General features: G+C 66.6%; 23 protein-coding genes. 10 read left to right on the forward strand and 13 right to left on the reverse strand.

The features are described from left to right. Positions 1 to 158 precede the first annotated feature (158 nt). Both BKA25_RS28050 and BKA25_RS21410 read left to right on the forward strand, forming a co-directional pair. The gene (locus BKA25_RS28050) at positions 159 to 1,385 is read left to right on the forward strand and encodes a class I SAM-dependent methyltransferase (protein WP_069853330.1); all 1,227 of its coding nucleotides are present in this window, start codon (positions 159 to 161) and stop codon (positions 1,383 to 1,385) included. Then, positions 1,378 to 2,382, forward strand: coding sequence for an NAD-dependent epimerase/dehydratase family protein (locus BKA25_RS21410; RefSeq protein ID WP_236750502.1), 1,005 nt, complete (start codon positions 1,378 to 1,380; stop codon positions 2,380 to 2,382). Before BKA25_RS28050 ends, BKA25_RS21410 begins: the two co-directional genes overlap by 8 nt. Positions 2,383 to 2,501: 119 nt before the next feature. On the opposite strand, the gene BKA25_RS21415 is transcribed toward BKA25_RS21410, so the two are convergent. Next, positions 2,502 to 3,608 (reverse strand): alpha/beta fold hydrolase, encoded by a 1,107-nt coding sequence (locus tag BKA25_RS21415; protein WP_069847142.1) that lies wholly within the window; start codon positions 3,606 to 3,608, stop codon positions 2,502 to 2,504. A gap of 24 nt (positions 3,609 to 3,632) precedes the next feature. On the opposite strand from BKA25_RS21415, the gene BKA25_RS21420 reads away from it, so the two are divergent. Then, the gene (locus tag BKA25_RS21420) at positions 3,633 to 3,938 is read left to right on the forward strand and encodes an AbrB/MazE/SpoVT family DNA-binding domain-containing protein (RefSeq protein ID WP_216637798.1); all 306 of its coding nucleotides are present in this window, start codon (positions 3,633 to 3,635) and stop codon (positions 3,936 to 3,938) included. Between the two features lie 120 nt (positions 3,939 to 4,058). On the opposite strand, the gene BKA25_RS21425 is transcribed toward BKA25_RS21420, so the two are convergent. Genes BKA25_RS21425 through BKA25_RS21435 form a run of 3 tightly spaced genes read right to left on the reverse strand, consistent with a single transcriptional unit; the run spans position 4,059 to position 5,478 of the window. Then, a complete protein-coding gene (locus BKA25_RS21425) occupies positions 4,059 to 4,328 on the reverse strand; it encodes a hypothetical protein (protein ID WP_069847140.1) in 270 nt (89 codons plus the stop codon). After that, positions 4,325 to 4,840 carry a hypothetical protein gene (locus BKA25_RS21430; protein ID WP_069847139.1) on the reverse strand — a complete coding sequence of 172 codons (516 nt, stop codon included), beginning with the start codon at positions 4,838 to 4,840 and terminating at the stop codon, positions 4,325 to 4,327. Before BKA25_RS21430 ends, BKA25_RS21425 begins: the two co-directional genes overlap by 4 nt. After that, positions 4,837 to 5,478: a hypothetical protein gene (locus BKA25_RS21435; RefSeq protein ID WP_069847137.1), complete on the reverse strand. Its 642-nt coding sequence runs from the start codon at positions 5,476 to 5,478 to the stop codon at positions 4,837 to 4,839. Before BKA25_RS21435 ends, BKA25_RS21430 begins: the two co-directional genes overlap by 4 nt. Before the next feature lie 119 nt (positions 5,479 to 5,597). On the opposite strand from BKA25_RS21435, the gene BKA25_RS21440 reads away from it, so the two are divergent. From BKA25_RS21440 to BKA25_RS21470, 7 genes are all read left to right on the forward strand, one after another. Then, positions 5,598 to 6,452: a helix-turn-helix domain-containing protein gene (locus BKA25_RS21440; protein WP_084642601.1), complete on the forward strand. Its 855-nt coding sequence runs from the start codon at positions 5,598 to 5,600 to the stop codon at positions 6,450 to 6,452. Further along, the gene (locus tag BKA25_RS21445) at positions 6,449 to 6,637 is read left to right on the forward strand and encodes a DUF397 domain-containing protein (RefSeq protein ID WP_084642599.1); all 189 of its coding nucleotides are present in this window, start codon (positions 6,449 to 6,451) and stop codon (positions 6,635 to 6,637) included. Before BKA25_RS21440 ends, BKA25_RS21445 begins: the two co-directional genes overlap by 4 nt. Positions 6,638 to 6,787: 150 nt before the next feature. Then, positions 6,788 to 6,970, forward strand: a complete 183-nt coding sequence (locus tag BKA25_RS21450; protein ID WP_069847134.1) for a DUF397 domain-containing protein — start codon at positions 6,788 to 6,790, stop codon at positions 6,968 to 6,970. 303 nt (positions 6,971 to 7,273) lie between these two features. Further along, the gene (locus BKA25_RS21455; protein ID WP_157420965.1) at positions 7,274 to 8,038 is read left to right on the forward strand and encodes a hypothetical protein; all 765 of its coding nucleotides are present in this window, start codon (positions 7,274 to 7,276) and stop codon (positions 8,036 to 8,038) included. A gap of 4 nt (positions 8,039 to 8,042) precedes the next feature. Further along, positions 8,043 to 8,381: an immunity protein CdiI family protein gene (locus BKA25_RS21460; RefSeq protein ID WP_069847132.1), complete on the forward strand. Its 339-nt coding sequence runs from the start codon at positions 8,043 to 8,045 to the stop codon at positions 8,379 to 8,381. A gap of 141 nt (positions 8,382 to 8,522) precedes the next feature. Next, positions 8,523 to 10,925, forward strand: coding sequence for a tetratricopeptide repeat protein (locus BKA25_RS21465; RefSeq protein ID WP_069847131.1), 2,403 nt, complete (start codon positions 8,523 to 8,525; stop codon positions 10,923 to 10,925). Between the two features lie 175 nt (positions 10,926 to 11,100). Beyond that, the gene (locus tag BKA25_RS21470; protein WP_184285099.1) at positions 11,101 to 13,359 is read left to right on the forward strand and encodes a tetratricopeptide repeat protein; all 2,259 of its coding nucleotides are present in this window, start codon (positions 11,101 to 11,103) and stop codon (positions 13,357 to 13,359) included. A gap of 169 nt (positions 13,360 to 13,528) precedes the next feature. Here BKA25_RS21470 and BKA25_RS21475 read toward each other — a convergent pair whose 3' ends face one another. From BKA25_RS21475 to BKA25_RS21515, 9 genes are read right to left on the reverse strand one after another with little or no spacing between them, the layout of a single operon-like run. Continuing rightward, positions 13,529 to 14,674 (reverse strand): ABC transporter permease, encoded by a 1,146-nt coding sequence (locus tag BKA25_RS21475; RefSeq protein ID WP_069847127.1) that lies wholly within the window; start codon positions 14,672 to 14,674, stop codon positions 13,529 to 13,531. Then, positions 14,671 to 15,849: an ABC transporter permease gene (locus tag BKA25_RS21480; RefSeq protein WP_069847126.1), complete on the reverse strand. Its 1,179-nt coding sequence runs from the start codon at positions 15,847 to 15,849 to the stop codon at positions 14,671 to 14,673. The genes BKA25_RS21475 and BKA25_RS21480 overlap by 4 nt, the downstream gene beginning before the upstream one ends. A 2-nt stretch (positions 15,850 to 15,851) precedes the next feature. Then, positions 15,852 to 16,790, reverse strand: a complete 939-nt coding sequence (locus BKA25_RS21485; RefSeq protein ID WP_069847124.1) for an ABC transporter ATP-binding protein — start codon at positions 16,788 to 16,790, stop codon at positions 15,852 to 15,854. Next, entirely contained in the window at positions 16,787 to 17,830 is a 1,044-nt protein-coding gene (locus BKA25_RS21490; RefSeq protein WP_069847122.1) for a right-handed parallel beta-helix repeat-containing protein, read from the reverse strand. Before BKA25_RS21490 ends, BKA25_RS21485 begins: the two co-directional genes overlap by 4 nt. Then, complete coding sequence (locus BKA25_RS21495) at positions 17,821 to 18,345, reverse strand: 4'-phosphopantetheinyl transferase superfamily protein (RefSeq protein WP_084642593.1); 525 nt, start codon at positions 18,343 to 18,345, stop codon at positions 17,821 to 17,823. The genes BKA25_RS21490 and BKA25_RS21495 overlap by 10 nt, the downstream gene beginning before the upstream one ends. Then, positions 18,342 to 19,127 carry an alpha/beta fold hydrolase gene (locus BKA25_RS21500; RefSeq protein WP_069847120.1) on the reverse strand — a complete coding sequence of 262 codons (786 nt, stop codon included), beginning with the start codon at positions 19,125 to 19,127 and terminating at the stop codon, positions 18,342 to 18,344. Before BKA25_RS21500 ends, BKA25_RS21495 begins: the two co-directional genes overlap by 4 nt. Positions 19,128 to 19,139: 12 nt before the next feature. Further along, the gene (locus BKA25_RS21505; RefSeq protein ID WP_236750500.1) at positions 19,140 to 20,006 is read right to left on the reverse strand and encodes an ester cyclase; all 867 of its coding nucleotides are present in this window, start codon (positions 20,004 to 20,006) and stop codon (positions 19,140 to 19,142) included. After that, on the reverse strand, positions 20,003 to 20,461 hold the full coding sequence (locus tag BKA25_RS28490) for a holo-ACP synthase (RefSeq protein ID WP_069847118.1): 459 nt from the start codon (positions 20,459 to 20,461) through the stop codon (positions 20,003 to 20,005). Before BKA25_RS28490 ends, BKA25_RS21505 begins: the two co-directional genes overlap by 4 nt. Then, positions 20,458 to 21,360 (reverse strand): ACP S-malonyltransferase, encoded by a 903-nt coding sequence (locus BKA25_RS21515; protein WP_069853325.1) that lies wholly within the window; start codon positions 21,358 to 21,360, stop codon positions 20,458 to 20,460. The genes BKA25_RS28490 and BKA25_RS21515 overlap by 4 nt, the downstream gene beginning before the upstream one ends. Positions 21,361 to 21,364: the final 4 nt, after the last annotated feature.

Genomic DNA, 21,364 nt, shown 5'->3' on the forward strand with positions numbered 1-21,364 from the left:
GCACCGAACTGCCCAGTGCGACGGCGACAGGTGCGATGTCACGGCAGACCTCTCGACCAGATCGGCATGTCCCGCTCAAACCCGAGCGTCGACAGGCTCGGGCGCGTCATCGAACACCGACACGGCGAGACATCGCCACCAACCACAGGAGTAGTCACATGTCAGCCACCTCGTCGTGCCGGATCTGCGGAGACACGGTCACCGAGTTCATCGACTTCGGCAAGCAGCCCGCCTCCGACGCCTTCGTGAAGCCCGGCGAGGAGGATCGGGAATTCTTCTTCAGACTCGCGGTCGGCATCTGCGGGTCCTGCGACATGGTGCAGCTCATGGAGGAGGTGCCCAGGGAGCAGATGTTCCACGAGGACTACCCGTACCTGTCCTCGGGTTCCTCGGTGATGCGCGCCCACTTCGAGGGCCTGGCCAAGCGGTTCCTGACCACCGAGCTGACCGGCGAGGACCCGTTCATCGTCGAGCTGGGGTCCAACGACGGCACCATGCTGAACACGATCGCCAAGGCGGGCGTGCGGCATCTGGGCGTCGAGCCGTCCGGCGGGGTGGCCGAGTTGGCCGCCACCAAGGGCATCCGGGTGCGTAAGGACTTCTTCGAGGAGTCGACGGCCACCGCCATCCGCAGCGAGGACGGCGCCGCCGATGTCATCTACGCGGCCAACACCCTCTGCCACATCCCCTACATGGAGTCGATCCTGCGCGGCGTGACGACGCTGCTTGCGCCCAACGGCGTGTTCGTCTTCGAGGACCCGTACTTCGCCGAGATCGTCGAGCGGGCATCCTTCGACCAGGTCTACGACGAGCACTTCTACTTCTTCACCGCGCGGTCGGTGGACGAGATGGCCCGCAGGCACGGCCTCGAACTGGTCGACGTCGAACGGCTCGCCGTCCACGGCGGCGAGGTCCGCTACACCCTGGCCCGCCCGGGCGCGCGGCAGCGGACGGCGGCGGTGGCCGAGCTGCTGGCCTCGGAGGAGGCGGCGAAGCTGACCTCCCCGGCGACGCTGACCGATTTCCGCGAGCGGGTGGAGAAGAACCGCGACGACCTGATGGCCTTCCTGCGCGAACAGCGGGCACAGGGCAAGCGGGTCGTCGGTTACGGGGCGACGGCCAAGAGCGCGACGGTGACCAACTACCTGGGCATCACGCCCGAGCTGGTGTCCTTCGTGTGCGACACGACGCCCGCCAAGCAGGGCAAGCTGACGCCGGGCGCGCACCTGCCGGTCAAGCCGCCGTCGGCCTTCCACGCGGACTACCCGGACTACGCGCTGCTGTTCGCCTGGAACCACGCCGAGGAGATCATGGCGAACGAACAGGCCTTCCGCGAAGCCGGCGGCAAGTGGGTGCTCTACGTGCCGACGGTCCACATTGTCTGAGCAGGGCGGCCTGGTGTCCCGGTCGGCGGGTTCGCGGATCGCGGTGCTGGGTGCCTCGGGGTTCATCGGTTCGACGGTCGTGGCGGCGCTGGCCCGCCGCCACCCGGAGGCCGGATTGCGGCTGGTAGCACGGGGACGAAGCCCGGTGCCGCCGGAAGCGGAGAACATCGAGGTCATCACCGCGGACCTCACCGACTCGGACGCACTGGCCGAGGCGGTGGCCGACGCCGATGTGGTGTTGAACCTGCTGCTCTACACGGGCGGCGGCACCTGGCGGGCGGCCGAGGAGGATCCGAGGAGCGAACAGGTCAATGTCGGGGTGACCCGCGATCTGGTCCGCATCCTGCGCCGGGTTCGGCGGCCTGGTCCAGCGCCGATCGTCGTGGTGCCCGGCTCGACGTCACAGCTCGGGCCCGGCGGTTCGGGTTTGGTCGATGGAACGGAGATCGACGAGCCCGCCACGGTGTACGACCGCCAGAAGTCGGCGGCCGAACGGGTGTTGCTCGACGCGGCGGCCGAGGGCATCCTGCGCGGGGTCTCGCTGCGCCTACCCACGATTTTCGGCGCAACCCCGAACGCGGTGGACCGGGGCGTGGTCACGGCGATGGCTCGGCGGGCGTTGGTGGGCGAGAGCCTGACCGTGTGGGGCGATGGCAGTGTGGAACGGGATCTGCTGTGTGTCGACGATGTCGCGCAGGCAGTGCTTGCCTGTGTCGATCACGCCGATGAACTATCGGGTTCGCATTGGCTGATCGGCACCGGGCAGGGCGTCTCGTTGCAGACCCTGTTCACCACGATCGCCGAGGTGGTGGCCTCGGAAACCGGGCGCCCGACGGTCGATGTCGTGTCGGTGGCTCCGCCGGAGCATGCCACCGAGATGGATTTCCGCAGCATCATCGCCGATCCGGCGAGGTTCCGGGCCGTGACCGGCTGGCGGGCCGAGATCCCGCTGCGGGCCGCAGTGCGGCAGACGGTGGCGGCTTTGGTTGCCGGTTGACCTCGTTCGAGGCGTCGGGTGGGGCGGCCGTGCCTGTTGTGGTGCGGCTGCCCCACCTTGCTCGGGCGTTGGATGGGAATGGCGCCCGGGATGAAAGTGAATAGGGATTCGGTGACCTGTCAGTGGAGGGCCAGGTCTTCCCCATCTGCGCCGGGGTATTCCCTCCGCGACCGTAACCCGATGCTGTCACGGAGTTCGCGGAGGAGCCTGACGAAGGTGCGCGGGTCTTCGCCGTGGAATCCGTGGCCGGTGTTCACGCGTTCGATACGGCAGTTCGGCAGTGCGGTGCAGGCGCGTGAAGCGTCATCGTCGGTCATGGCTCCTTCGAGGATGCCCGCGTCCGTGATCCGCCAGTTCGCGTGTACCAGGATCGACGGGACGCCGACCGCCTCAAGGGTCGCTTGCTGGTCGAAATCGCCCTGCCACTGGCAGGTATAGAACGCGTCGGCGAAGGCCGGGTCGAACTCGTGCATGAACTGGAACGACCTGTTCACCCCCGGAGGAAAGAACCAGATGGACAGCGGGGAATCGGGGTGCGCCGTCCGGTAGTTGCGCGCGTGCCGGGCGATGCCCGCACGGCCGTTTCCGAAGTAGCGCAGCCAGGCGTTGTGTTCCATGTACCAACTTGCGAAGTCGGTTTCGGTGTCCTGTTGGAGGAATTCGTGTGCGGGGGACGCGAGGTCGACGTAGTTGAACTGCTGCGGCATGCGCGCCGGCTCGGTGGAGAAGAACGGCGGATCTTCGAATAACACCCCCGCGATGTGCGCAGGCTCGTTCGCGGCAACCCAGGCGGCGATGAGCCCGCCCGAGGAATGGCCGGACAGGATCACGGGCTTGCCGATGACGTCGTCGATGAACGCGGCGATGTCGGCGCCGATGGCGTTCACGTCATACCTGCCGGGGGTGCGGCTCGACGAACCGTGTCCCACCACGTCGACGGCGAAGACGTGGAAGTCCTGCGCGAGCTGCGGCAGCACGGGCGCGTAGTCCTCCCAGGCCACGCCTTGACCATGCACGAGCAGCACGGCGGGTCCGTTCGCCGGTCCTTCTGCGTAGTTCAGCCGCACGCCTGTCGGGAGCTCATGCGTGCGCTCGACGTAGCCGGCCTTCTTCACCGCGTTGCGCTCACGGTTGGCGAAGGTGGTGTTGTTCCAGGCGTAGGACCCGATCCCCAGACCTCCGCCGACGATGACCGCTCCGAATACGGCCCCGAGGATCTTCAGCATCCGGCGAGTCCCTCCTCTGTCTGCATGCAGTACATGAGAAACATGTATAACATGTATTTCATGTCATCTAACGACGAGGAGACTCCCGAGGTCGTGACCGGGCCGGGAGATCGAAAGTTCTACGGTTCCGTCACGGTCGGCGAACGCGGGCAGGTCGTCATCCCTGCGCGGGCCCGCCGTGATCATGGTTTTGAACCGGGCGACAAGCTCTTGGTGCTGGGAAACTCCGACGGGCTGGCGCTCATGAGCGCGGAACGCCTTATGGAGGTGCTGGAGAGTTCCGCCGTCCTGTCGAAGCTCATCTCGTCGGCACGCGATGACACGAAGTGAACTCACACCGCCGATCTGTGGTCGGTCGAACGGCGCGGATCCTCCGGAATAGCGTGAATCCGGTGCCAGAGCACGCTTTTCCCGCGTGTGCGGGGTGTTCCCGCTCCCGAGCGCGACCGACTAGCCCGGCCGCTCCCCCGCGGCCCGCACCGGATTACCTCGGAGCAGCCAGGCGTGATCGGCGCAGTCGGAGCAGGTGATCTGTGGTCGGGTGGGGTCGCAGCGGGCGGCTTCGATGTTGATGGCGAGCCGAGCGCCGCAGAAGGCGGTGATCTCGGTGCCTGCGGGCGGGCGCGGCGGGGCGGCGGCGTGTCGGTCGGATAGTGCGGAGCGGGGACGGATGGCCGGTTCCCAATACAGCTGCGGGTCGCCGTGCCAACCGGGGATCACCGGCCCGCCCGCAGGATGCGCAAGGTCTGACGGCGACCGGTGATGTCGGGTCGACGGCGCTCGGTACGGCTGTCCGCAGGGCGTCGCGGTGGTTCGACCATGGCGGGCAACGGGTACGGGTCGACGAGGTGGATCGCGTCGACCAAGGTGATGATCAGACGCGGGACCTCGTCGCGGCCGACCCGCCAGCGGCCCCGCAGCGCGTGGTCACCGAGCACGGCGAGGTCGACACCGAGGCCGGGTTGCACCGTCGATGACAGGAATACGGGAGCGAGTCCCCGACCAAGGGCGGGCAGTCGGATTTCGCCCGGGTGTCCGAGATCGAGGTTGTCGATCAGCGAGCGGGTGGCGGTGGGGTTGAGCGCGGCCAGCCCAGCGGGTCGGGAGCCGAGTTCGAGTAGCACTCGGCTGGTGGTTCGGTCGACGGTGATCCCGATGGGTTGCGGTCGGCGAGGCATCGCCACCAGGTCGGCGGGAATGACGGCGTGTAGACAGGGGTCGGGGTAGATCACGCGGCACTCCTGGCGTGGGTTGTAAGGCTGCCTGCGAAGGCGGTGACATAACCGGCGGGCCGCGTCGAACGGATTCCATCGGTGGGCAGCGGGTCGAGGGGTGCCGAGCACTGCGCTGTCGGCGTGGCGGAGCGCTGCCGGTCGACCTCTGGCGAGCATTGAGGACTGGATTCGCTGGCACACCGGGCCACAATCGCGGCGACACAGTAGAAGTCGTCTTCCTCGGGGTCGGCATCGAGCGAATCCCGCAGCAGAAGCGCATCGGCCGCACCGCTGTCGAATCGAATCGGGTCGTAGGCGTACTCGTCGTGGGGCGAAGGGTCGGGCGCGTAGGCATCGATGTGCCGAGAGTCCAGCGGGACCGTGTCGAGCAACGCGATGGCGAGTAATGCGTCGTCAAGGCGCTGCCGGGCAGCTCTGGCCGCACGCTGTGGGGACTCGACCGGGGATGGCGCGGTGCGCGGAGCACGTCGGGCTGAGGTGGCGCCGGAGTTCACTCTCCCGCCTTGGCCGTCCGAGGCGGAGCGCGCGGAAAGCGCGGCGACCGGACTCCCCAATGAAATCCAGATCAGCACCGCGCCGAACACCATCAGCGCCAGCCCACCCAGCGCGGTACCTACGAAGCCGTCGATCGGCATGAAGTGGCTCCCGATGAGGTTGTAACAGGAACCACTTTATTCTTATGTAACGGTTACAATCGGGCAATTGCCTGATCGGGTGTATCTACTGGAGCCAGCTGCACGGCTAGCCTCTGGCTATGGTCCGCAAGGTCGTGTCGCCCAGGACGAGAGCGTTGGGCGCAGCGCTCAAGGGTGCAAGAGAAGCAAAAGGCTTGACCGTGCGCGAACTTGCACGACGGCTCGGCATCAATGCCATGGCCGTCTCTCGGATCGAGAACGGAACACGGGTCGTCGGGGTTGAAGACGTCGCCGCGATCCTGGGCGCACTCAGCACGAGTGTTGCCGAGCGAGAGCAGGTGCTCGCCATCGCCAGGGAAGCAGAGTCCCCGAACTGGTCCGTGATCGGATCACCCGGGGTGCCCACGCAACTCACGGCACTGGTCGCCTATGAGCGCGAAGCCCGGAGCATCACCGAAGTCAACCCGTTGCTCGTGCCCGGCCTGTTGCAGAGCCGCGAGTACGCCCGAGCCATCGTCGGTTCCGGTACAGCAAATGCAGAGGAACTTGAGCAACGCGTCAACTATCGATTGGCTCGGCAAGATGTCCTCACCGGCAGAAACGCTCCGCACTATCTTGCGATCATCACCGAGTCGGTGCTTCGCATCCCGGTCGGCGGTCACCTCGCGATGGCCGAGCAGTGCATTCGTTTGCTCTCGATGGTTGAGCGGTCCAACGTGGATATCCAGGTGATCCCAGACCGAGCAGGGGCACATGTGGGCCTCGCAGGAGAGTTCGTCTACATCGAGTCCGACCACTCACCACCAGTCGCTCACTTGGAACACCTCTCCGCGAGCGCGCTCGTGACCAAGCCCCGCGATCTGGTCGTCTTCCAACGAGCGGTCGATACGCTTCGAACGGTCTCCATGAGCACGAACGAGTCGATCGAGCTGATCAGGCTCTTCGCAACCCATCATGAAAGCGAGTCATCGTGAAGCCTCTACGGGCATGGAAGAAGTCGAGTCGTAGCGCGGTCCAGACCTCGTGTGTCGAAGTCGGCTGGGCGCCGGGCGTGGTGGGTATCCGCGATACCAAGAACAGAGACAGTGGGACGTTACTGCTGGATAGACCCGCCTTCACAAGCTTCCTCGCCGCAGTGAAAGCCGATCGGATTCGCTAACCGCGATCCTGTAAGCGAGCCACCGAAGTCCGTCACGCCTGTGGTCAGGCAACAGTAAGCTGATGAGATCGCGTATTCACTCGTGAACCCCCAGCGCACCAAGTGCACCTCCGCGCACACGGTGGTGGTTTCAGGCGAGGAGCTATAACCATGATCGAGGGATGGCGGAAGTCCAGCTACAGCGGCACAACGACCGCATGTGTCGAGGTCAAGCGGGCTCCAGGCATGGTGGGCATCCGCGACACCAAGAACAGAGCCAGCGGCATGCTGTCGTTGCCGAGCACAGCGTTCTCCGCCTTCCTCGCTGCGGTGAAATCGGACCGGGTTCGATGAACTGACAATGGTTACGGCGGCGGGCGCGGTAGCCGCGCCGTCCTTGACGGCAAGGAGCGCATCAACGACGGACTTGGCATCCTCACGCCCTCTGGCCTTCCCTTATTCCCCGATCCGAAGCAGTAGCGGCGCTGATGCAAGTGGACGAAAATGCAGGTCAACAAGTGTCTTCCCCGTACACGCGGGGTGTTCCGTTGGAGCACCCGATCGTCGGGTTCAGCCGAAAGTCTTGCCCGAGAATGTCTCACCGCTCGATACGATCACTAAACGCATGCGAATAAGTACCATCCGCAGGGGAGCTGGATGTCTGTAGCGGAAGTGGTTGAACGGTTACGTGCTGCGTATATCCTCGCGGGGGAGGCTCGCGCGGCCTGCGCCGTAGCAGACCGCGCAATCGACGATGCGACGGAGATCTTCGACGCCGCTACTCGAACTTCCATCTGGCCACAGGTTCCGAAGATCAGGGGCCATGGTGACGCCGCAGCCGAAGATGTTCGCCTCGCGGCGGCTGCGCTCACCGAGGCACAGCGGATCATGGAGGGTTACTGCTGGAACATCGCAGGCCACGGCCTTGGTGCGGTGGCACCGCTCGAAGCTGAGCTACGTGCGTCCAGTACAGACAGTTCCCCCACAGAATCTCCGCAGACCGACGCTGCGGGCATCGAACCCACCGCGCAATACGCGGAATGGGCTGCTGAGCTTGAGCAGACGGGCGCCGACATCGATCGGACGAAGGTCGTCCGCATGATCCGTCTCCGGGACGGCCGAATTGCCTGGTTGGAGCGTGGTCATCCAAGAAAAGGGCTGGACCATATTCTCGAAAAGCAGAAGCGTGATGCGTTCGAGGGTACGGGCGTACCACGGGAAAAGATCGTGGAATTGGTGTTCGCTGCGATCGAACACGGTGTCGTGGTCGGCTACAGCGGTCGAAATCGGCCGGTGTACGAAGTGGTGTTCGATGGCGAGACTCGCAGAGTAGCCATCACCATCGCCGACGACGGTGGCATCATCGGTGCCCATCCCATCCCAGCGAAGCGCAAGATTCGACCGAACCCCCACCGGAGGTAAGACGATGAGGCTTGACATCGCCATCCTTGCGGGATGGCAGGAAGACCCGTTCTACTACGACGCTGGTGACGGCGACTACAACCATTCGATCGAGGAAGCGGCAGCGTTCCTCGGGCTCGGGGTGGCTCTCACTCGCGACATCGCTACTTGGGATGCGGAGTTTCAAGCGATCTACAGCCCAGCGGACACTCGCACGTCCGCCTTCGCCACGCCGGAGCAGGAGAGCCGTTGGCTGGAGACGGGCAGAAAGCTCGCCCAGCGCATCAAGCAGGAATCCGCCATCGCCGCCAGCGTGAACTATCGAGGCGACGGCACCATTCCGGATCAGACCTGCGTGTTCTGACGCCTCGATTCAAGATACGGCGCCGCGTTGGTTGCACAGAGGCTCCCCGTCGGACGGCCGCGCCACTGCCAGGAGTCAACGGCACGAAACGTTTCCGTCGATCCATGCCGTGGTGGTTTCCACAGTCGTCACACTGTCCGTATGTCTGAGGAAGCAGGCACCCGCAACGAGATCAGCGGCACCGTGCACAACGCCCTGCAGGCCGGAACCATCCACGGCAACGTCTTCCAGGGCGGCGTGCACCACCATCACGCCCCACCGGTGGAATGGCCCTGCCGGGTGGGTGTGCTCCCTCCCCGCGCGCACTGCTTCCAGCAACGCGACGTCGGCGCCGCACTCAGCACAACGGTGGCGTGGCAGGTGATCACCGGTTTGGGCGGCGTTGGCAAGACACAACTCGCCGCCGACATCGCCCGACAGACCTGGCAACACCGGCAGGTCGACCTGTTGGTATGGATCACCGCCAGCTCGCGCGAAGCGGTCATTTCGAGTTACGCCGCCGCTGCGACGAAAGTAGGGCACTACGTCGGCGATCGAGGCGACGAAGAGGCGAGCAGGCGATTTCTCGAATGGCTCGACACGACGGATCGCCGCTGGCTGATCGTCCTCGACGATGTGCAGAACCCCGCGCACCTTCGTGGCCTATGGCCGCCGCAGCAGCCAACCGGCCGCGTGCTGCTGACCAGCCGACGCCGAGACGCCGCGCTCATCCGGCGCGGTCAGCTCAGGGAAGTCGGTCTGTTCACGCCGTCGGAAGCGACCGACTACCTGCATGCGGTCCTTGCCGAACGTCCGGCCTTGGTCGAAGGGTCCACAGCGCTGGCCACCGAACTCGGCCTACTTCCCCTGGCGCTGGCCCAGGCCGCCGCCTATCTACTCGATCGGCAGTTGTCCTGCGCGACCTACCTACAACGCTTCACCGACCGACGTAGACGGTTGGCCGAGTTGTTTCCCGACGTCGACAGCCTGCCCGACGATCACCACGCCACCCTCGCGACCACCTGGTCCCTCTCGATCGAGCTTGCCGATCAGCTCGAACCCGCCGGTCTCGCCCGCCCGCTGCTGGAACTCGCCTCGGTGCTGGATCCCAACGGCATCCCCGCAGCCGTCTTCGGCTCGCTCGGGGCACTGGACCACCTCACCACCAGGCTCGCCCCGACGGGCCAGGTTCATGCCGAGGACGCGCAGGACGCACTACACAACCTGCACCGCCTCAGCCTGGTCGCCGTCGAACTCGACGATCCGTATCGCAGCGTTCGAGTGCACGCCTTGGTGCAACGCGCCACCCGCGAACAGCTTCCCGCCGACGACCTCGCCACCATCGCCCGTGCCGCAGCCGATGCGCTCTTCGATAGCTGGCCGACGATCGCACGCGATACCGAATACGAGCAGATCCTGCGCGACAACACCGACACGCTGCACGCCCAGGATGGCGATCACCTGTGGGATTCGGGCTGTCATTCCGTCCTGTTCCGCGCCGGTAGAAGCAGGAGCAGAACAGGGCTGGCCTCCGAAGCCGCCAGATACTTCCACGATCTCTACGAACTAGCCAACGAGATTCTTGGTCCCGATCACCCGGACACCTTCGCGGCTCGCAGCGATCTGGCGGCCTCGCGCGGCGAGGCCGGGGACGCGGCCGGGGCAGCAGCCGCCTTCCAAGCCCTGTTCGCCGACCGCCTCCGCGTCAACGGCCCCGACCATCCAGACAGCCTGATCGCCCGGAGCAACCTGATCTCTTGGCGCGGCGAGGCAGGGGACGTGGACGGCGCAGTCGAGGAATGCGAGGCCCTACTTACCGACGAATTGCGTGTGCTGGGTCCCGACCATCCGGACACGCTGACCACCCGTAGCAATCTGGCGTCTTGGCGAGCCGAGAGCGGAGATGTCCTGCGGGCGCTCGACGAATTCGAAGCGGTCCTCGTCGACCGAGTCCGTATCCTCGGCCCGCACCATCCAGACACCCTGGGCACCCGGGGAAACCTGGCCTCCTGGCGGGGCGAGGCAGGGAATGCGGCTCGCGCGGCCGCCGATTTCGAAGAGCTCCTGACTGCCGTGGACCAGGTGCTGGGGCCCGATCATCCGGACACGCTTTCCGTCCGCAGCAACCTGGCTTCCTGGTGCGGCGAGCTAGGGGACGTGGCCGAGGCGATCTCCCGCTTCGAAGCCCTACTCGCCGACCGAATCCGCATCCTCGGCGCCCACCACCCCCAAACCCTGGGCGCTCGCAACAACCTGGCCTACTGGCGTGGCGAGGCGGGAGATACGGCAGGCGCGATCGTCGAGTTCGAGATCCTGCTCGCCGACCATTCGCGGGTGCTCGGTCCGGAGCACCCACACACCCTCACTATCCGGGGCAACCTTGCCCGCTGGCGCGGCGAGTCGGGCGATGCCGCCCAAGCGGTGGCCGACCTCGAAGCCCTGCTTGCCGACCAGACACGGGTCCTCAGCTCCCACCATCCGAATACCTGGGCCACGGCCCATAACCTGGACTTCTGGCGAGATGAGGTGGAAGAAGGACGCGGCGGAACGGTTGGCCTCGGATGACGGCGGTTCGGTCGGGTACTTCATCGGGCGTGGGTTAAATCGGTCGAAAAGGCATAATTCGGGGTCGTTCCGATCCGTTGTGGACACCGGCTCCGGTCGCGTGGTTACCACGTCAACACCCATCGCGACTGCTCGAAGGATTCGGGCGACTCTTCGAATTTGGCAGACTGGACTCATGTCTGAGGAACCAGGCACGCACAACGAGCTGAGTGGCAGAGCCCGCAACGTTTCTCAGGCGCGAGACATTCTCGGCCCTGTCTTCCAAGGCGGCGTGCACCACCATCAGGCGCCACAGGTCGAATGGCCGTGCCGAGTGGGGACGCTGCCGCCGCGTGCACATTGTTTCCAGCCACGCGATACCGCCGCCAGGTTGTCCGAGGTCGATAACGCTGCTGACGCAACACCGTGCCGAGTGATCACCGGCCTCGGCGGGGTCGGGAAGACACAGCTCGCCGCCGAGCACGCACGACAGTCGTGGCAGGACCGCCGGGTCGATCTATTGGTGTGGATCACCGCAGACTCGCGGGAAGCGATCGTGTCGAGCTATGCCAGCGCAGCAAGAAAGCTCGGGCAGAGCACCAGCACCGACGAACACGATGACGCGGAATCGAGCAGGCGTTTCCTGGAATGGCTGGACACGACCGACCGTCGATGGCTGATCGTCCTCGACGATGTCCAGAATCCCGCGTATCTACGAGATCTGTGGCCACCCCAGCAGCCCACAGGCCGAGTGTTGGTGACCAGCCGCCGCCAAGATTCCGCATTGGCCTGGCGCGGTCACCTCGTCGAAATCGGCCTGTTCACCTCGCAGGAAGCGACCGATTACCTGCACGCGGTACTCGCACAACGCCCGGCCTTGATCGACGGCGCCGCAGAGCTGGCGGCCGAACTCGGTTGCCTCCCCCTCGCATTAGCTCAGGCCGCTGCCTACCTCCTTGATCGACGGTTGTCCTGTTCGGTTTACCTGCAGCGGTTCACCGACCGACGCAGGCGGCTGGCCGAGTTGTTTCCCAGAGCTGAAAACCTGCCCGACGACCACCACACCACCCTCGCGACCACCTGGTCCCTCTCGATCCAACTCGCCGATCAGCTCGAACCCGCCGGGCTGGCCCGCCCGCTGCTGGAGCTTGCCGCGATGCTGGATCCCAACGGCATCCCCAAGGCCGTCCTCACCGCCCCGGCGGCTCTGGATTACCTCACCAGCATGCTTAGCCGAACAGACCCGCTTCAGGCCGAGGACGCAGCAGACGCGCTGCACAACCTAAACCACCTCAGCCTGGCCGCCGTCGACTTCGACGATCCGAACCGCAGCGTGCGAGTGCACGCCTTGGTGCAACGTGCTACTCGTGATCAACTCTCTGACGACAATCTCGCCATCGTCGCCCACGCCGCAGCCGACGCACTCCTGGACAGCTGGCCGGAGGTCGATCGCGACAACGAGTATGGGCAAGCCCTGCGCGCCAACAGCGACGCTGTACAGACTCACGGCGAAGAACACCTCTGGCACCCCAACATCCATCCCGTGCTTTTCCACTCGGGCGCTAGCAGAGGCAAAGCCGGTTTTGCTTCCGACGCAGCCGCCTACTTCCAGCATCTCCACGAACACGCTGTCCGAGTGCTCGGTTCGGAACATCCGAACACCCTGACCGTCCGCAGTTTCCTCGCAGGCTGGCAAGCTGAGGAAGGTGATGCGTTCATGGCGATCGTCGAATTCGAATCACTGCTCGCCGATCAAGCTCGCATACTGGGTCCCGACCACCCCGACACCCTGAACACCCACAACAATCTCGCAGTCTGGCGGGCCGAGCTCGGGGACACGGCCGGGGCAGCAGTCGCGATCAAGACCGTCTTGCCTGCCATGGTTCGCGTGCTGGGGCCCTACCACTCGAGCACGCTGAGCGCCCGTGGCATTCTGGCCAACCTGCGAGGTAAGGCGGGCGATGTGGCCGGGGCCGTCGCCGAATACGAAGCCATCCTCGCTGCCATGCTTCGTATACTGAGTCCCGATCACCCGCGCACCCTGAAAACCCGAAGCGAGCTCGCGAACTGGCGGGCTGAGGCGGGAGACACCGCCGAAGCGATCATTGAGTTCGAGGCCCTAGTCGCCGATCGATCGCGCATACTGGGGCCCGACCACCCGGACACCCTGAATGCCCGCAACGCCCTTGCAGTTTGGCGAGCTAGGGCTGGCGAGGTCGTAGCGGGAGCCCTCGAACTAGAAGAAGTCTTCCGTTCCATGCTTCGCGTACTAGGGCCCGCCCACCTGTACACCCTGAATGCTCGGGAGAATCTCAGGTCTCTGCAACAACAGATAGGAGAAATGATCAGTGCGATAGGCCAATTCGCAGCCATGATCGACAAACCTTCCTCCGATCGACCGCACGCCCCGACTCGCTTCGAGGAGGGAGTTCAGAATACCGACGATGCCAGCTGACAATGATCCGTCTTCATCTTGACCTGCTGAGAGCCCTGCGTGAGTTACCTTCCTTACGCCCCAGTACACAGAACGCTCGACCGGGAATTCCCAGCCGAGCGTCCTGCTCCTCGAAACCACTAGCTCGAAGCCGGCCACTCTGTGAAGTGGAAACCGAGGCCGGAAGTCCCTAACTCACCACCAGATTCCGCCGCCGGAACACGGCGATGGCGATCACCATCATCACCACGGCCATGCCCAGCAACACGCCTACTTCGAGGAGCACCTGGCTGATGCCGGTGCCCGGCGTGGTCAACGCGATCAGGGCGTCCATTGCCCAGGCATGTGGGAAGGCGTAGCCGACCGCGTTCAACGCATCCGGGGCTACCTCCCTCGGCCAGAAGCAGCCGCCGAGCATGCCCAGGATGATGCCGATGGGCGGGCCGAGCGCGGGCGGATGGGAACTCGACTTCGCGAGGCTGCCCATCAGCATCGCCGCACCCGTGGCTACCAGACAGAACGAACCGACGATCGCCACCACGGCCAGCGGATCACCCCAGTTGATGCCGAACATCAGGCTGCTGACCACGGTGATGAGCACGGCCTGCACCACCGCCACCAGCAATCGGCTGACGGCCTCACCGAGCAACACGGCCCGTTGGGACACGGGCGCGGCCAGGGTCCGCCGGGTCATGCCGAGCCTGCGACTCTCGACCAGTGCCGCGGCCACCGCCATCGAGTTGATGAAGGTGAACAGCAGTAGGTTCGCCGGCGCGGTGTAGGCGAAGCCGGACGGCGTGCCGTCACCGGAACCGGAGGTGGCGACCGAGACCGAGACCGCATCCTCCTGCGCGGCTTGGACATCGGCTGCGGCCTGCTCCGGGGAGGAGCCCGCCGATTCGGCCGCCCTGGTGGCCTCCAGGACGCCTGCCACCTTGCCGACCGAGGCGTCGATGGCGCTGCGGGCCGCCATGCCGGTGCCGTTCATCTGGGTCATGACCAGATCCAGCTCGGTGGAGCCGGTGGGGATCACCAGACCGGCGGCCACGGAACCCTGGCGCACCGCATCTTGCAGGGCATCCGCGCTCTCGACCTCTTCGACGGCCAAGGATGAGTTGTTGCGGAGTTCGGCGAGGATCGCCTCGCCCGTGGAATCGGGGTTCTGGGCGACGACTCCGATCGGGATCTGCGAACCCGAGGAGTTCCCGCCCATGGCGAGCCCCACGAAGATGATGGTGATGAACGGCATCACCACCATGAAGAACAGACCCATCCGGTCGCGGGTCTGACGGCGGAGGTTGGCGGCGACCAGCGCGCCGATGGCACGCAGCGTCATCCGAGTAGTCCTTTCCGGAAGCGGAGCGCGGCGAGCGCGCCCGTGACCAACGCGATTCCGCCGATCACCGCGAGCGGCAGGGCCACCGTGGCGATGCCGCCGCCGGAGACCGCGAGTTCCGACAGCCCGGTCGACGCCCAGCCGTTCGGCGTGATCAACGCCAGGGTCTGGAGGAAGTCGGGCAGGTTGTAGAGCGGAACGAGGCTGCCGCCCAGCACCGCGAACACGAAGGCGATACCCAGGTTGAAGCCGTCGGCCTGCGCATCGGTCTTGGCGCCGCTGGCGATGAGCATCGTGATCGCCGTCGCCGCCAGCGCATGCGCCGCGCACAGGGCGAACACCGCGAGCGGATCACCCCAGCTCGACCCGAACAGCAACACCGAGGAACCCCAGGTGACGCACATGCTCGTCAACGCGAGGCCGAAACCGACGATGCCCTTGCCCGCCACCGCAGTCCACTGCGGCACCGGGGCGGCCCGAATCCGGCTGAGCGTCCCGTTCTGCCGCTCGGTGAGCAGGCTTCGCGCGGACGTACCCACGACCAGGAAGGCGAACAGCACCGCCATTCCCGAGCCGTAGTAGACGGCCGAGTCGATGCTGCCGCCGGTCATCGGGTCGCTGCTCAAGGTCAGCGCGGGTCCATCTGCGCCGTTGGCCTCGACGAACTCGCCGACCTCGTCGCTCGGGATGCCAGCGTCCAGCGAGGCCCGCACCGCGAGGGTGCGTGCCTCGACCAGCGCCGAGATCCGGTCGACCATGCTCGTGGCGACCACCCCGGCCAGGGGCGCGGCTTCCGAGGTCATCACGTCGACCTCGCCGCCCTGGCCCTCGCCGACGCTGTCACTGAATCCGGGTGGGAACACGATGGCCGCGCCGATCGCGTCCTCATCCAGCGCCGACCTGGCCTGGTCCTCGGAGTCGAAGGCCTCCAAGGTGAGGATGCCTTCGAGTTCCTCGGAGTCCAAGGCCTCGCTCTGCACGCTCGCCGGGAACTGGCCGCCGTCGAGGTCGACGATGCCGATCGTGGCCTGCAACGGCGGGTCGTCGCCGCCGAGGGCGAAGCCGAACATCGAGGCCAGGGCCACCGGGGCGACCAGGGCGATCAACAGCGCCGTGCCGTCGCGAAGCCGGGTGCGCAGCTCGTGGCCGCTGACCACCAGCAATGCTCTCAGCATGATCAGTCCCTCAGCTTGCTGCCGGTCAGGTGCAGGAAGGCCGCTTCGAGGTCGGGCTCGACGACCTCGACACCGGTGACCGCTGCGGCGCCTTCGACGGCACCGATCAGCGCGGGCAGCAGATGCCTGCCGTCCTTGGCGACCAAGCGCACCATCGAGGTGTCCACGACGACGGCCTCGGTCACGCCCGCCACGGCCCGCAGCTTCTCGGCGGCCGCGGTGACATCGCCGTCGAGCACGAGTTCCACCCGGTCGGCGGTGCCCAGTCGGGACACCAGTTCCTTGCGGGTGCCCTCGGCCACCAGCTTGCCCCGGTCGATGACGCCGACCAGTTCGCTGATCCGCTCCACCTCCTCCATGTAATGGGAGATGTAGAGCAGGCTCATGCCCTGGTTGACCAGCTCTTCGACGCCGTCGAGGATCGCCTTGCGGCTCTGCGGATCGACGCCGACGGTCGGTTCGTCCAGCACCAGGATCTTGGGCTCGTGCAGCAGGGCGGCGCCGATGTTGATGCGCCGCTTCATGCCGCCCGAGTAGCCGCTGATCTTCTCGTCGGCGCGGTCGGACAGGGTGACCAGTTCGAGGACCTCGTCGATGCGCCGACGCAGATCCCGTCGCGACAGGCCGTAGAGCCTGCCGAAGTAGCGCAGGTTCTCCCGGCCGGTCAGCTCGGGGAACAGCGCGATCTCCTGCGGCACGTAACCGATGTGGGCCTTGGCCTTCATCGGGTCGCTGGCTAGATCGGCGCCGCAGATCCGCACCGTGCCCGCATCCGGGCGCAGCAGGCCGACCAGCATGGACACCGTGGTGCTCTTACCCGCACCGTTGGGCCCGAGTAGGCCGTAGGACTGGCCTGCTTCGATCTTGAAGCCGACGTTGTCCACGGCGACGTTGTCGCCGTAGCGCTTGACCAGTCCCTCGCACTCCAGCGTGAGTGTCATCGGACACCTCCGGTCGAGCAGCCCTCGATGGTCTCCGGGGACGTGCGTTCGACGAGGTTGTTCTCGAAGTACTGCTTGTCCAGGTTGTCGCTGATGTCGACGTCGAGCGGCTCGTTGCCGGTGATCCGATTCCACAGCACCCGGTTGTCCTGCACCGGACCGCCGCCCCACTCGGTGGAGGAGGCCATGGCCACCGCGCCACCGATGACCGAGGGGCCGCTGGGGTGGTGGTCGACGATGTGGTTGCCGACCACGGTGGTCCGCTCGGCACCGATCAGGCCGACGCCGACCCCGGAGATCGGCGGGCCCGCGTCGCCCAGTCCGTCCGGCACGACTCCGGCGGACAGCCCGTTGTCACGCAGCTCGTTGTCCATGATGAGGTTGTCGGTGGAGCCGCCCTCGGGCTCACCCGGGTAGACCTGGTTGAGCACCAGAACCCCGGCGGCGTTGCCATGGCTGCGGTTGCGGCGCACCTGGGCGAACGAGGCGTTGTCGACGAAGATCCCGAAGGCGTTGCCGAAGGTCTCGTTGTCCTCGATCAGCGCTTCGGAGCGCTGACAGAAGCTCAGTGCGACGCCGCCGTACTGGCTGCCGGAGGCGCGGCAGCCGCGCACCTGGATGCCGCTGGATTCCCGCACGTAGATGCCCCAGAGCGCGTTGTCCTCGGCGACGACGTCCTCGATGTGCAGGTCGGTGGTGGTGTGGGCGTAGACGGCCGCGCCGGTGAAGCCCTTGATCGCCAGGCTTCGCAGGGTGAAGCCGGTGACGCCCTCGGCGTAGACGACGATGCCGCTGGAGACCTCGGTCTTGGCGTCGGTGAGCACCGGGATGCCGGCCGGGGCGTCGCCGCCCGGTTCCAGGACGGTCCGCTCGGCGCCGTCGCCGACGAGCGTCACGCCGCTGTGTCTGATGAGCAGATGTTCGGCGTAGGTGCCCTCGGTGAGTCTGACGATGGCGCCCGCCCCCGCGCTGTCGAGCGCTTGCTGGATGGATTCGCCCGGTCTCACGACCGTCTCAGCAGGGGCTTGAGCTAAGGACATCCTGGTGCTCCCTTCTCCTTCTTGGTCCACACCACGGCCAGTGCGGCGATCACGATGTCGTTGTGGCCCCATCGGGCGGCGCCGAGGACGCGCTGCGCGGGTCGGCCCGGGGCCAGCCGCGCCAGCGCGGCGGCGCGGCTGGCCCCGTGCACGTCATAGGGGGCGGCGGTGGTCAGTTCGATGCCGGTGGCCGCCTGCAGCGCGGCGGCGGCCTCGTCGAGCAGCGCCGTGGGGTCGTCGCCCTCGACGGTGGCCAGGGTGGTCGCACCGGGCGGTTCGGCGCAGGCTTGTTCGAAGTCGTGCCAACGAAATCCGTCGGGACGTCCTCCCACGGCTTTGATCAGGCACTCCTTGATGGCGAACGCTGCGGCGGCTTCGATGGGCTCTCGGTGACGGTGTCGCTCCGTCTGAGTGACGACCTGCTTGCGATAGGCATCGCCGAGGTCTGAGATCATCCGCCCCAGTCGATCCCGTTCCACGATGTCCACACCCAGCAGGACCGCCGCCCCAGTCACGCAGGCCCGCTCGCGAATTTTGTCATGAAACGGGCCAAACGAGAAGAATATTCATCTGGGCGTTCCAACATGGGGATATGTCCACAGTCCTCCACCAACGCAACCTCGCTGGTGGGATGGGCTTCCAGCACATCGAGCCACGCATCGACCGGCGTCATCCGGTCGTAGCGGCCCCACACGTACAGCGAGGGACAACGCACCTTGTCCAAGGCGGCCTGCACCGGATAGGACCTGGTGGCCCGCAGGCTCTTGGCCATGCTCAGCATCGACTGTGGCTTCTCCAACAGGGTGCCGGTCTCGCGAAGCTGCTCGTCGCTGAAGTGCCGTCCGGAGTGGAACAACGCCGCCATCATCCGCGCTTCGAACTCCGCACCGCTGGGCTTGACGCCCGCCCGCCGATCCATGCTCAGACCCACATCGGGATCGGCCGTCAGACCGGGGGCACCGCTGACCACGATGCCCTTGACCCGCTCCGGAAACCGCATCGCCAGGTCGATCGCGACCAGCCCGCCGAGCGAGTTGGCGCACACCACCATGTCGTCGACGCCCGCCTCGTCGCACACCGCGACCATCGCGTCGCCGAGGCCCTCGATGGTGCTGGCGACCTTCGGATCCACCGCGCACACCGGCTGATGGGTGCGCAGCACGGGCCAACCGTCGGCGGCCAACGTCTCGTAAGGGTGATCCCAGATCCAACCGCCTGCGAACAGCGCGGACACGAACACGGCGGTCGGGCGGCCACTCTCGTCGAGCTGATGATCCGCGGTGAACAACGACGTCATGATGCGCTCCAGTCAGAGAAGGGGTTCCGGCTCCGGGGACCAGCCGCAGTCGCACACGCCGATGCCGTCCTCGGCCTGGTGCATCGTGACGACCGTGTCGCATTCCGGGCAGCGGGCGTACTCGCGAATCGCGGTGGGCACCCAGATGCTGGTCAACGCCCGGGTGCACAGCCCGCTCTTGAAGAATCGGCGCATCGCGCGCTGATGCGGTCGCGCGTGGACGGCGCGCACCGACTCCTCGCGGTCATAGGCCGTCATGGTGAATTTCCGATTGCCGATGTCGAAGGTGGCCGCCCCGAGGAAGCCCTTCGAGGCGCGCAGCGACTTGACGACCTCGACGCTGAGCAGATCGACGTCGGCGGCCTCGGCGTCGTCACGGACGTCCAACCAGGTCAGGGCGAGCACACCGGGGCGCGCGGTGCGTCCGACCGGCGTTCGCGAGCTGACCCCGAACTGACGGTCGCCGTCGGCCTGCGGGGTGAACCGGGCCTCGAAGCCCAGGGCGGCGGCCACCGCGAGCCGGTCGAAGGTGCGCACCACGTGCACGCCGGTCTCATCGACGGTGAACACATCGGTGCCTCGGACCGACACCGTGCCGCCGGTGGCGGGCATCCCGAGGTAGGCGGATCGGTGATCGGCGGTCAGCCGCCAGGACACCAGTGCGACGGTCGGCGAGGGAACCTGCTGTTCGACCTCGATCTTCAGACCGGCGAACTGGGCGAACACTCGCTCGGCGTGCGCGGCGAGCGCGGCACCGCCGAGGGGTTCCTCGGTGTCGGGGTCGCTGAAGGTGGCGACCGAGTCGGCGACGGCGGCAGGGTCGCCGTCCTGCCAGGCCGTCAGATGCCGCTGGACGATCTCGGTGAGTTCCACGTTCACGCCGCCTCGTAGTGGTGGTCTTCCGGTAAGCGCGCCGAGGCGATGGCCACCGACAGCGCCGTGTCCTGGGTGTGGCTGATCGACACCCTGATCTGTTCGTCGCCGCGTTCGGCGACCCGACGGGCGAGGTCGCCGCCGAAGCGCACCCCCGGCGGATGTCCGTGCAGGCAGGCGGTGTTCGCCGCGCACATCGGCGAGGGCTGCGGCAGCACCTCGACCTGACCGAGGTGTTCGGCCGACTCCTCGACCGCCAGCAACCGCAGGACCGCGTGTTTGGCCGCCAACCGCCCCGCCCAGTGCTGCAGGGTGCGGCCCGCGCCGGAGCGAAGTCGCTCGGCGCGGGTGAACACCTCGTCCAAGGCGGGCGGCGTGTCCGGAGTGGACAGGCCTGCGAGGAGCTGTCCCGGCTCGGCGAGTCCGGCGAAGCGGACGACCGCCGAACCCGCCCGCCTCACGCCGCCCCGTCTCGAACGATCTTGCGGGCCACCGAGGGGTCGACCATGCTGACGCATTTGGTGGGGGTGCCGCGCAGCAACGCGGTCAGCGTCTTGCTGTCGCCGACCTCGACGCAGCTGGCGCCCTCGATGCGGTCCATCGTCTCCGCCCAACGGACCCGCTGGGTGAGCTGCGCGATCAGGGCGTCGCGCACCACGTCCAGGTCGGTGGTCGGTTCGGCCGTGACGTTGGGGATCACCGGGATGCGCGGCGGACTCATCGGTTCCGCGCGCACCGCCTCGGCCCACCGCTGCGCCGCCGGTTGCATCAGCGGCGAGTGGAAGGCGTCGCTGACCTCGACCTTGCGCACCTGCCCCGCGCTGCCGACCGCCTCGGTGAAACGTTCGATCGCCGCCTTGGCACCGGAGACGACCACGTTGTCCCTGGCGTTCTCCAAGCCGACGACCAACGGTTCCTCGGCGGTCGAGGCCTCGGCGACCAAGGCCGACACCTTCTCCACGGCCAGACCTCGCACGGCGATCATCCCGCCGAGACCACCGCATTCGGCCATCAGCCGGGCCCGGGTGGAGACCAACCGCAGCGTGCCTGCCAGGTCCAACACCCCGGCCGCGTGCAGCGCGCTGATCTCGCCGACGCTGTGCCCGGCCACCAGATCAGGCTGGTGGCCCTCCTCCGCCAGCACCGCCAGGGCCGCCAGATTGCAGACGGTCACGGCGGGTTGGGCGTTCTCGGTGGCGATCAGCGCACTGGTCGGACCGGAGGAGCAGAGCGTGGAGATCGGTGTGGGCAGCAGCTCGTCGGCCTGGGCGAACACCTCGGCCGCGACCTTCCTGGCCCGCAGCCGGGCACCCATGCCGACGCGCAGCGTGCCCTGACCGGGAAAGAGAAACGCGAGCATGATC

Origin of the sequence: Actinoalloteichus hymeniacidonis (assembly GCF_014203365.1) — a bacterium.
GTDB classification, from domain to species: Bacteria; Actinomycetota; Actinomycetes; order Mycobacteriales; family Pseudonocardiaceae; genus Actinoalloteichus_A; species Actinoalloteichus_A hymeniacidonis.

Excerpts from the sequence above, each read along its gene's own strand:
- BKA25_RS21515 (WP_069853325.1), bottom strand. The coding sequence starts at position 21,360 with ATGCTCGCGTTTCTCTTTCCCGGTCAGGGCACGCTGCGCGTCGGCATG.
- BKA25_RS21435 (WP_069847137.1), bottom strand. The coding sequence starts at position 5,478 with ATGCCGATCGACGGCTTCGTAGGTACCGCGCTGGGTGGGCTGGCGCTG.
- BKA25_RS21475 (WP_069847127.1), bottom strand. The coding sequence starts at position 14,674 with ATGACGCTGCGTGCCATCGGCGCGCTGGTCGCCGCCAACCTCCGCCGT.
- BKA25_RS28050 (WP_069853330.1), top strand. The coding sequence starts at position 159 with ATGTCAGCCACCTCGTCGTGCCGGATCTGCGGAGACACGGTCACCGAG.
- BKA25_RS21415 (WP_069847142.1), bottom strand. The coding sequence starts at position 3,608 with ATGCTGAAGATCCTCGGGGCCGTATTCGGAGCGGTCATCGTCGGCGGA.
- BKA25_RS21490 (WP_069847122.1), bottom strand. The coding sequence starts at position 17,830 with ATGTCCTTAGCTCAAGCCCCTGCTGAGACGGTCGTGAGACCGGGCGAA.
- BKA25_RS21470 (WP_184285099.1), top strand. The coding sequence starts at position 11,101 with ATGTCTGAGGAACCAGGCACGCACAACGAGCTGAGTGGCAGAGCCCGC.
- BKA25_RS21455 (WP_157420965.1), top strand. The coding sequence starts at position 7,274 with ATGTCTGTAGCGGAAGTGGTTGAACGGTTACGTGCTGCGTATATCCTC.
- BKA25_RS21500 (WP_069847120.1), bottom strand. The coding sequence starts at position 19,127 with ATGACGTCGTTGTTCACCGCGGATCATCAGCTCGACGAGAGTGGCCGC.
- BKA25_RS21460 (WP_069847132.1), top strand. The coding sequence starts at position 8,043 with ATGAGGCTTGACATCGCCATCCTTGCGGGATGGCAGGAAGACCCGTTC.
- BKA25_RS21465 (WP_069847131.1), top strand. The coding sequence starts at position 8,523 with ATGTCTGAGGAAGCAGGCACCCGCAACGAGATCAGCGGCACCGTGCAC.
- BKA25_RS21440 (WP_084642601.1), top strand. The coding sequence starts at position 5,598 with ATGGTCCGCAAGGTCGTGTCGCCCAGGACGAGAGCGTTGGGCGCAGCG.
- BKA25_RS21420 (WP_216637798.1), top strand. The coding sequence starts at position 3,633 with ATGCAGTACATGAGAAACATGTATAACATGTATTTCATGTCATCTAAC.
- BKA25_RS21450 (WP_069847134.1), top strand. The coding sequence starts at position 6,788 with ATGATCGAGGGATGGCGGAAGTCCAGCTACAGCGGCACAACGACCGCA.
- BKA25_RS21480 (WP_069847126.1), bottom strand. The coding sequence starts at position 15,849 with ATGCTGAGAGCATTGCTGGTGGTCAGCGGCCACGAGCTGCGCACCCGG.
- BKA25_RS21485 (WP_069847124.1), bottom strand. The coding sequence starts at position 16,790 with ATGACACTCACGCTGGAGTGCGAGGGACTGGTCAAGCGCTACGGCGAC.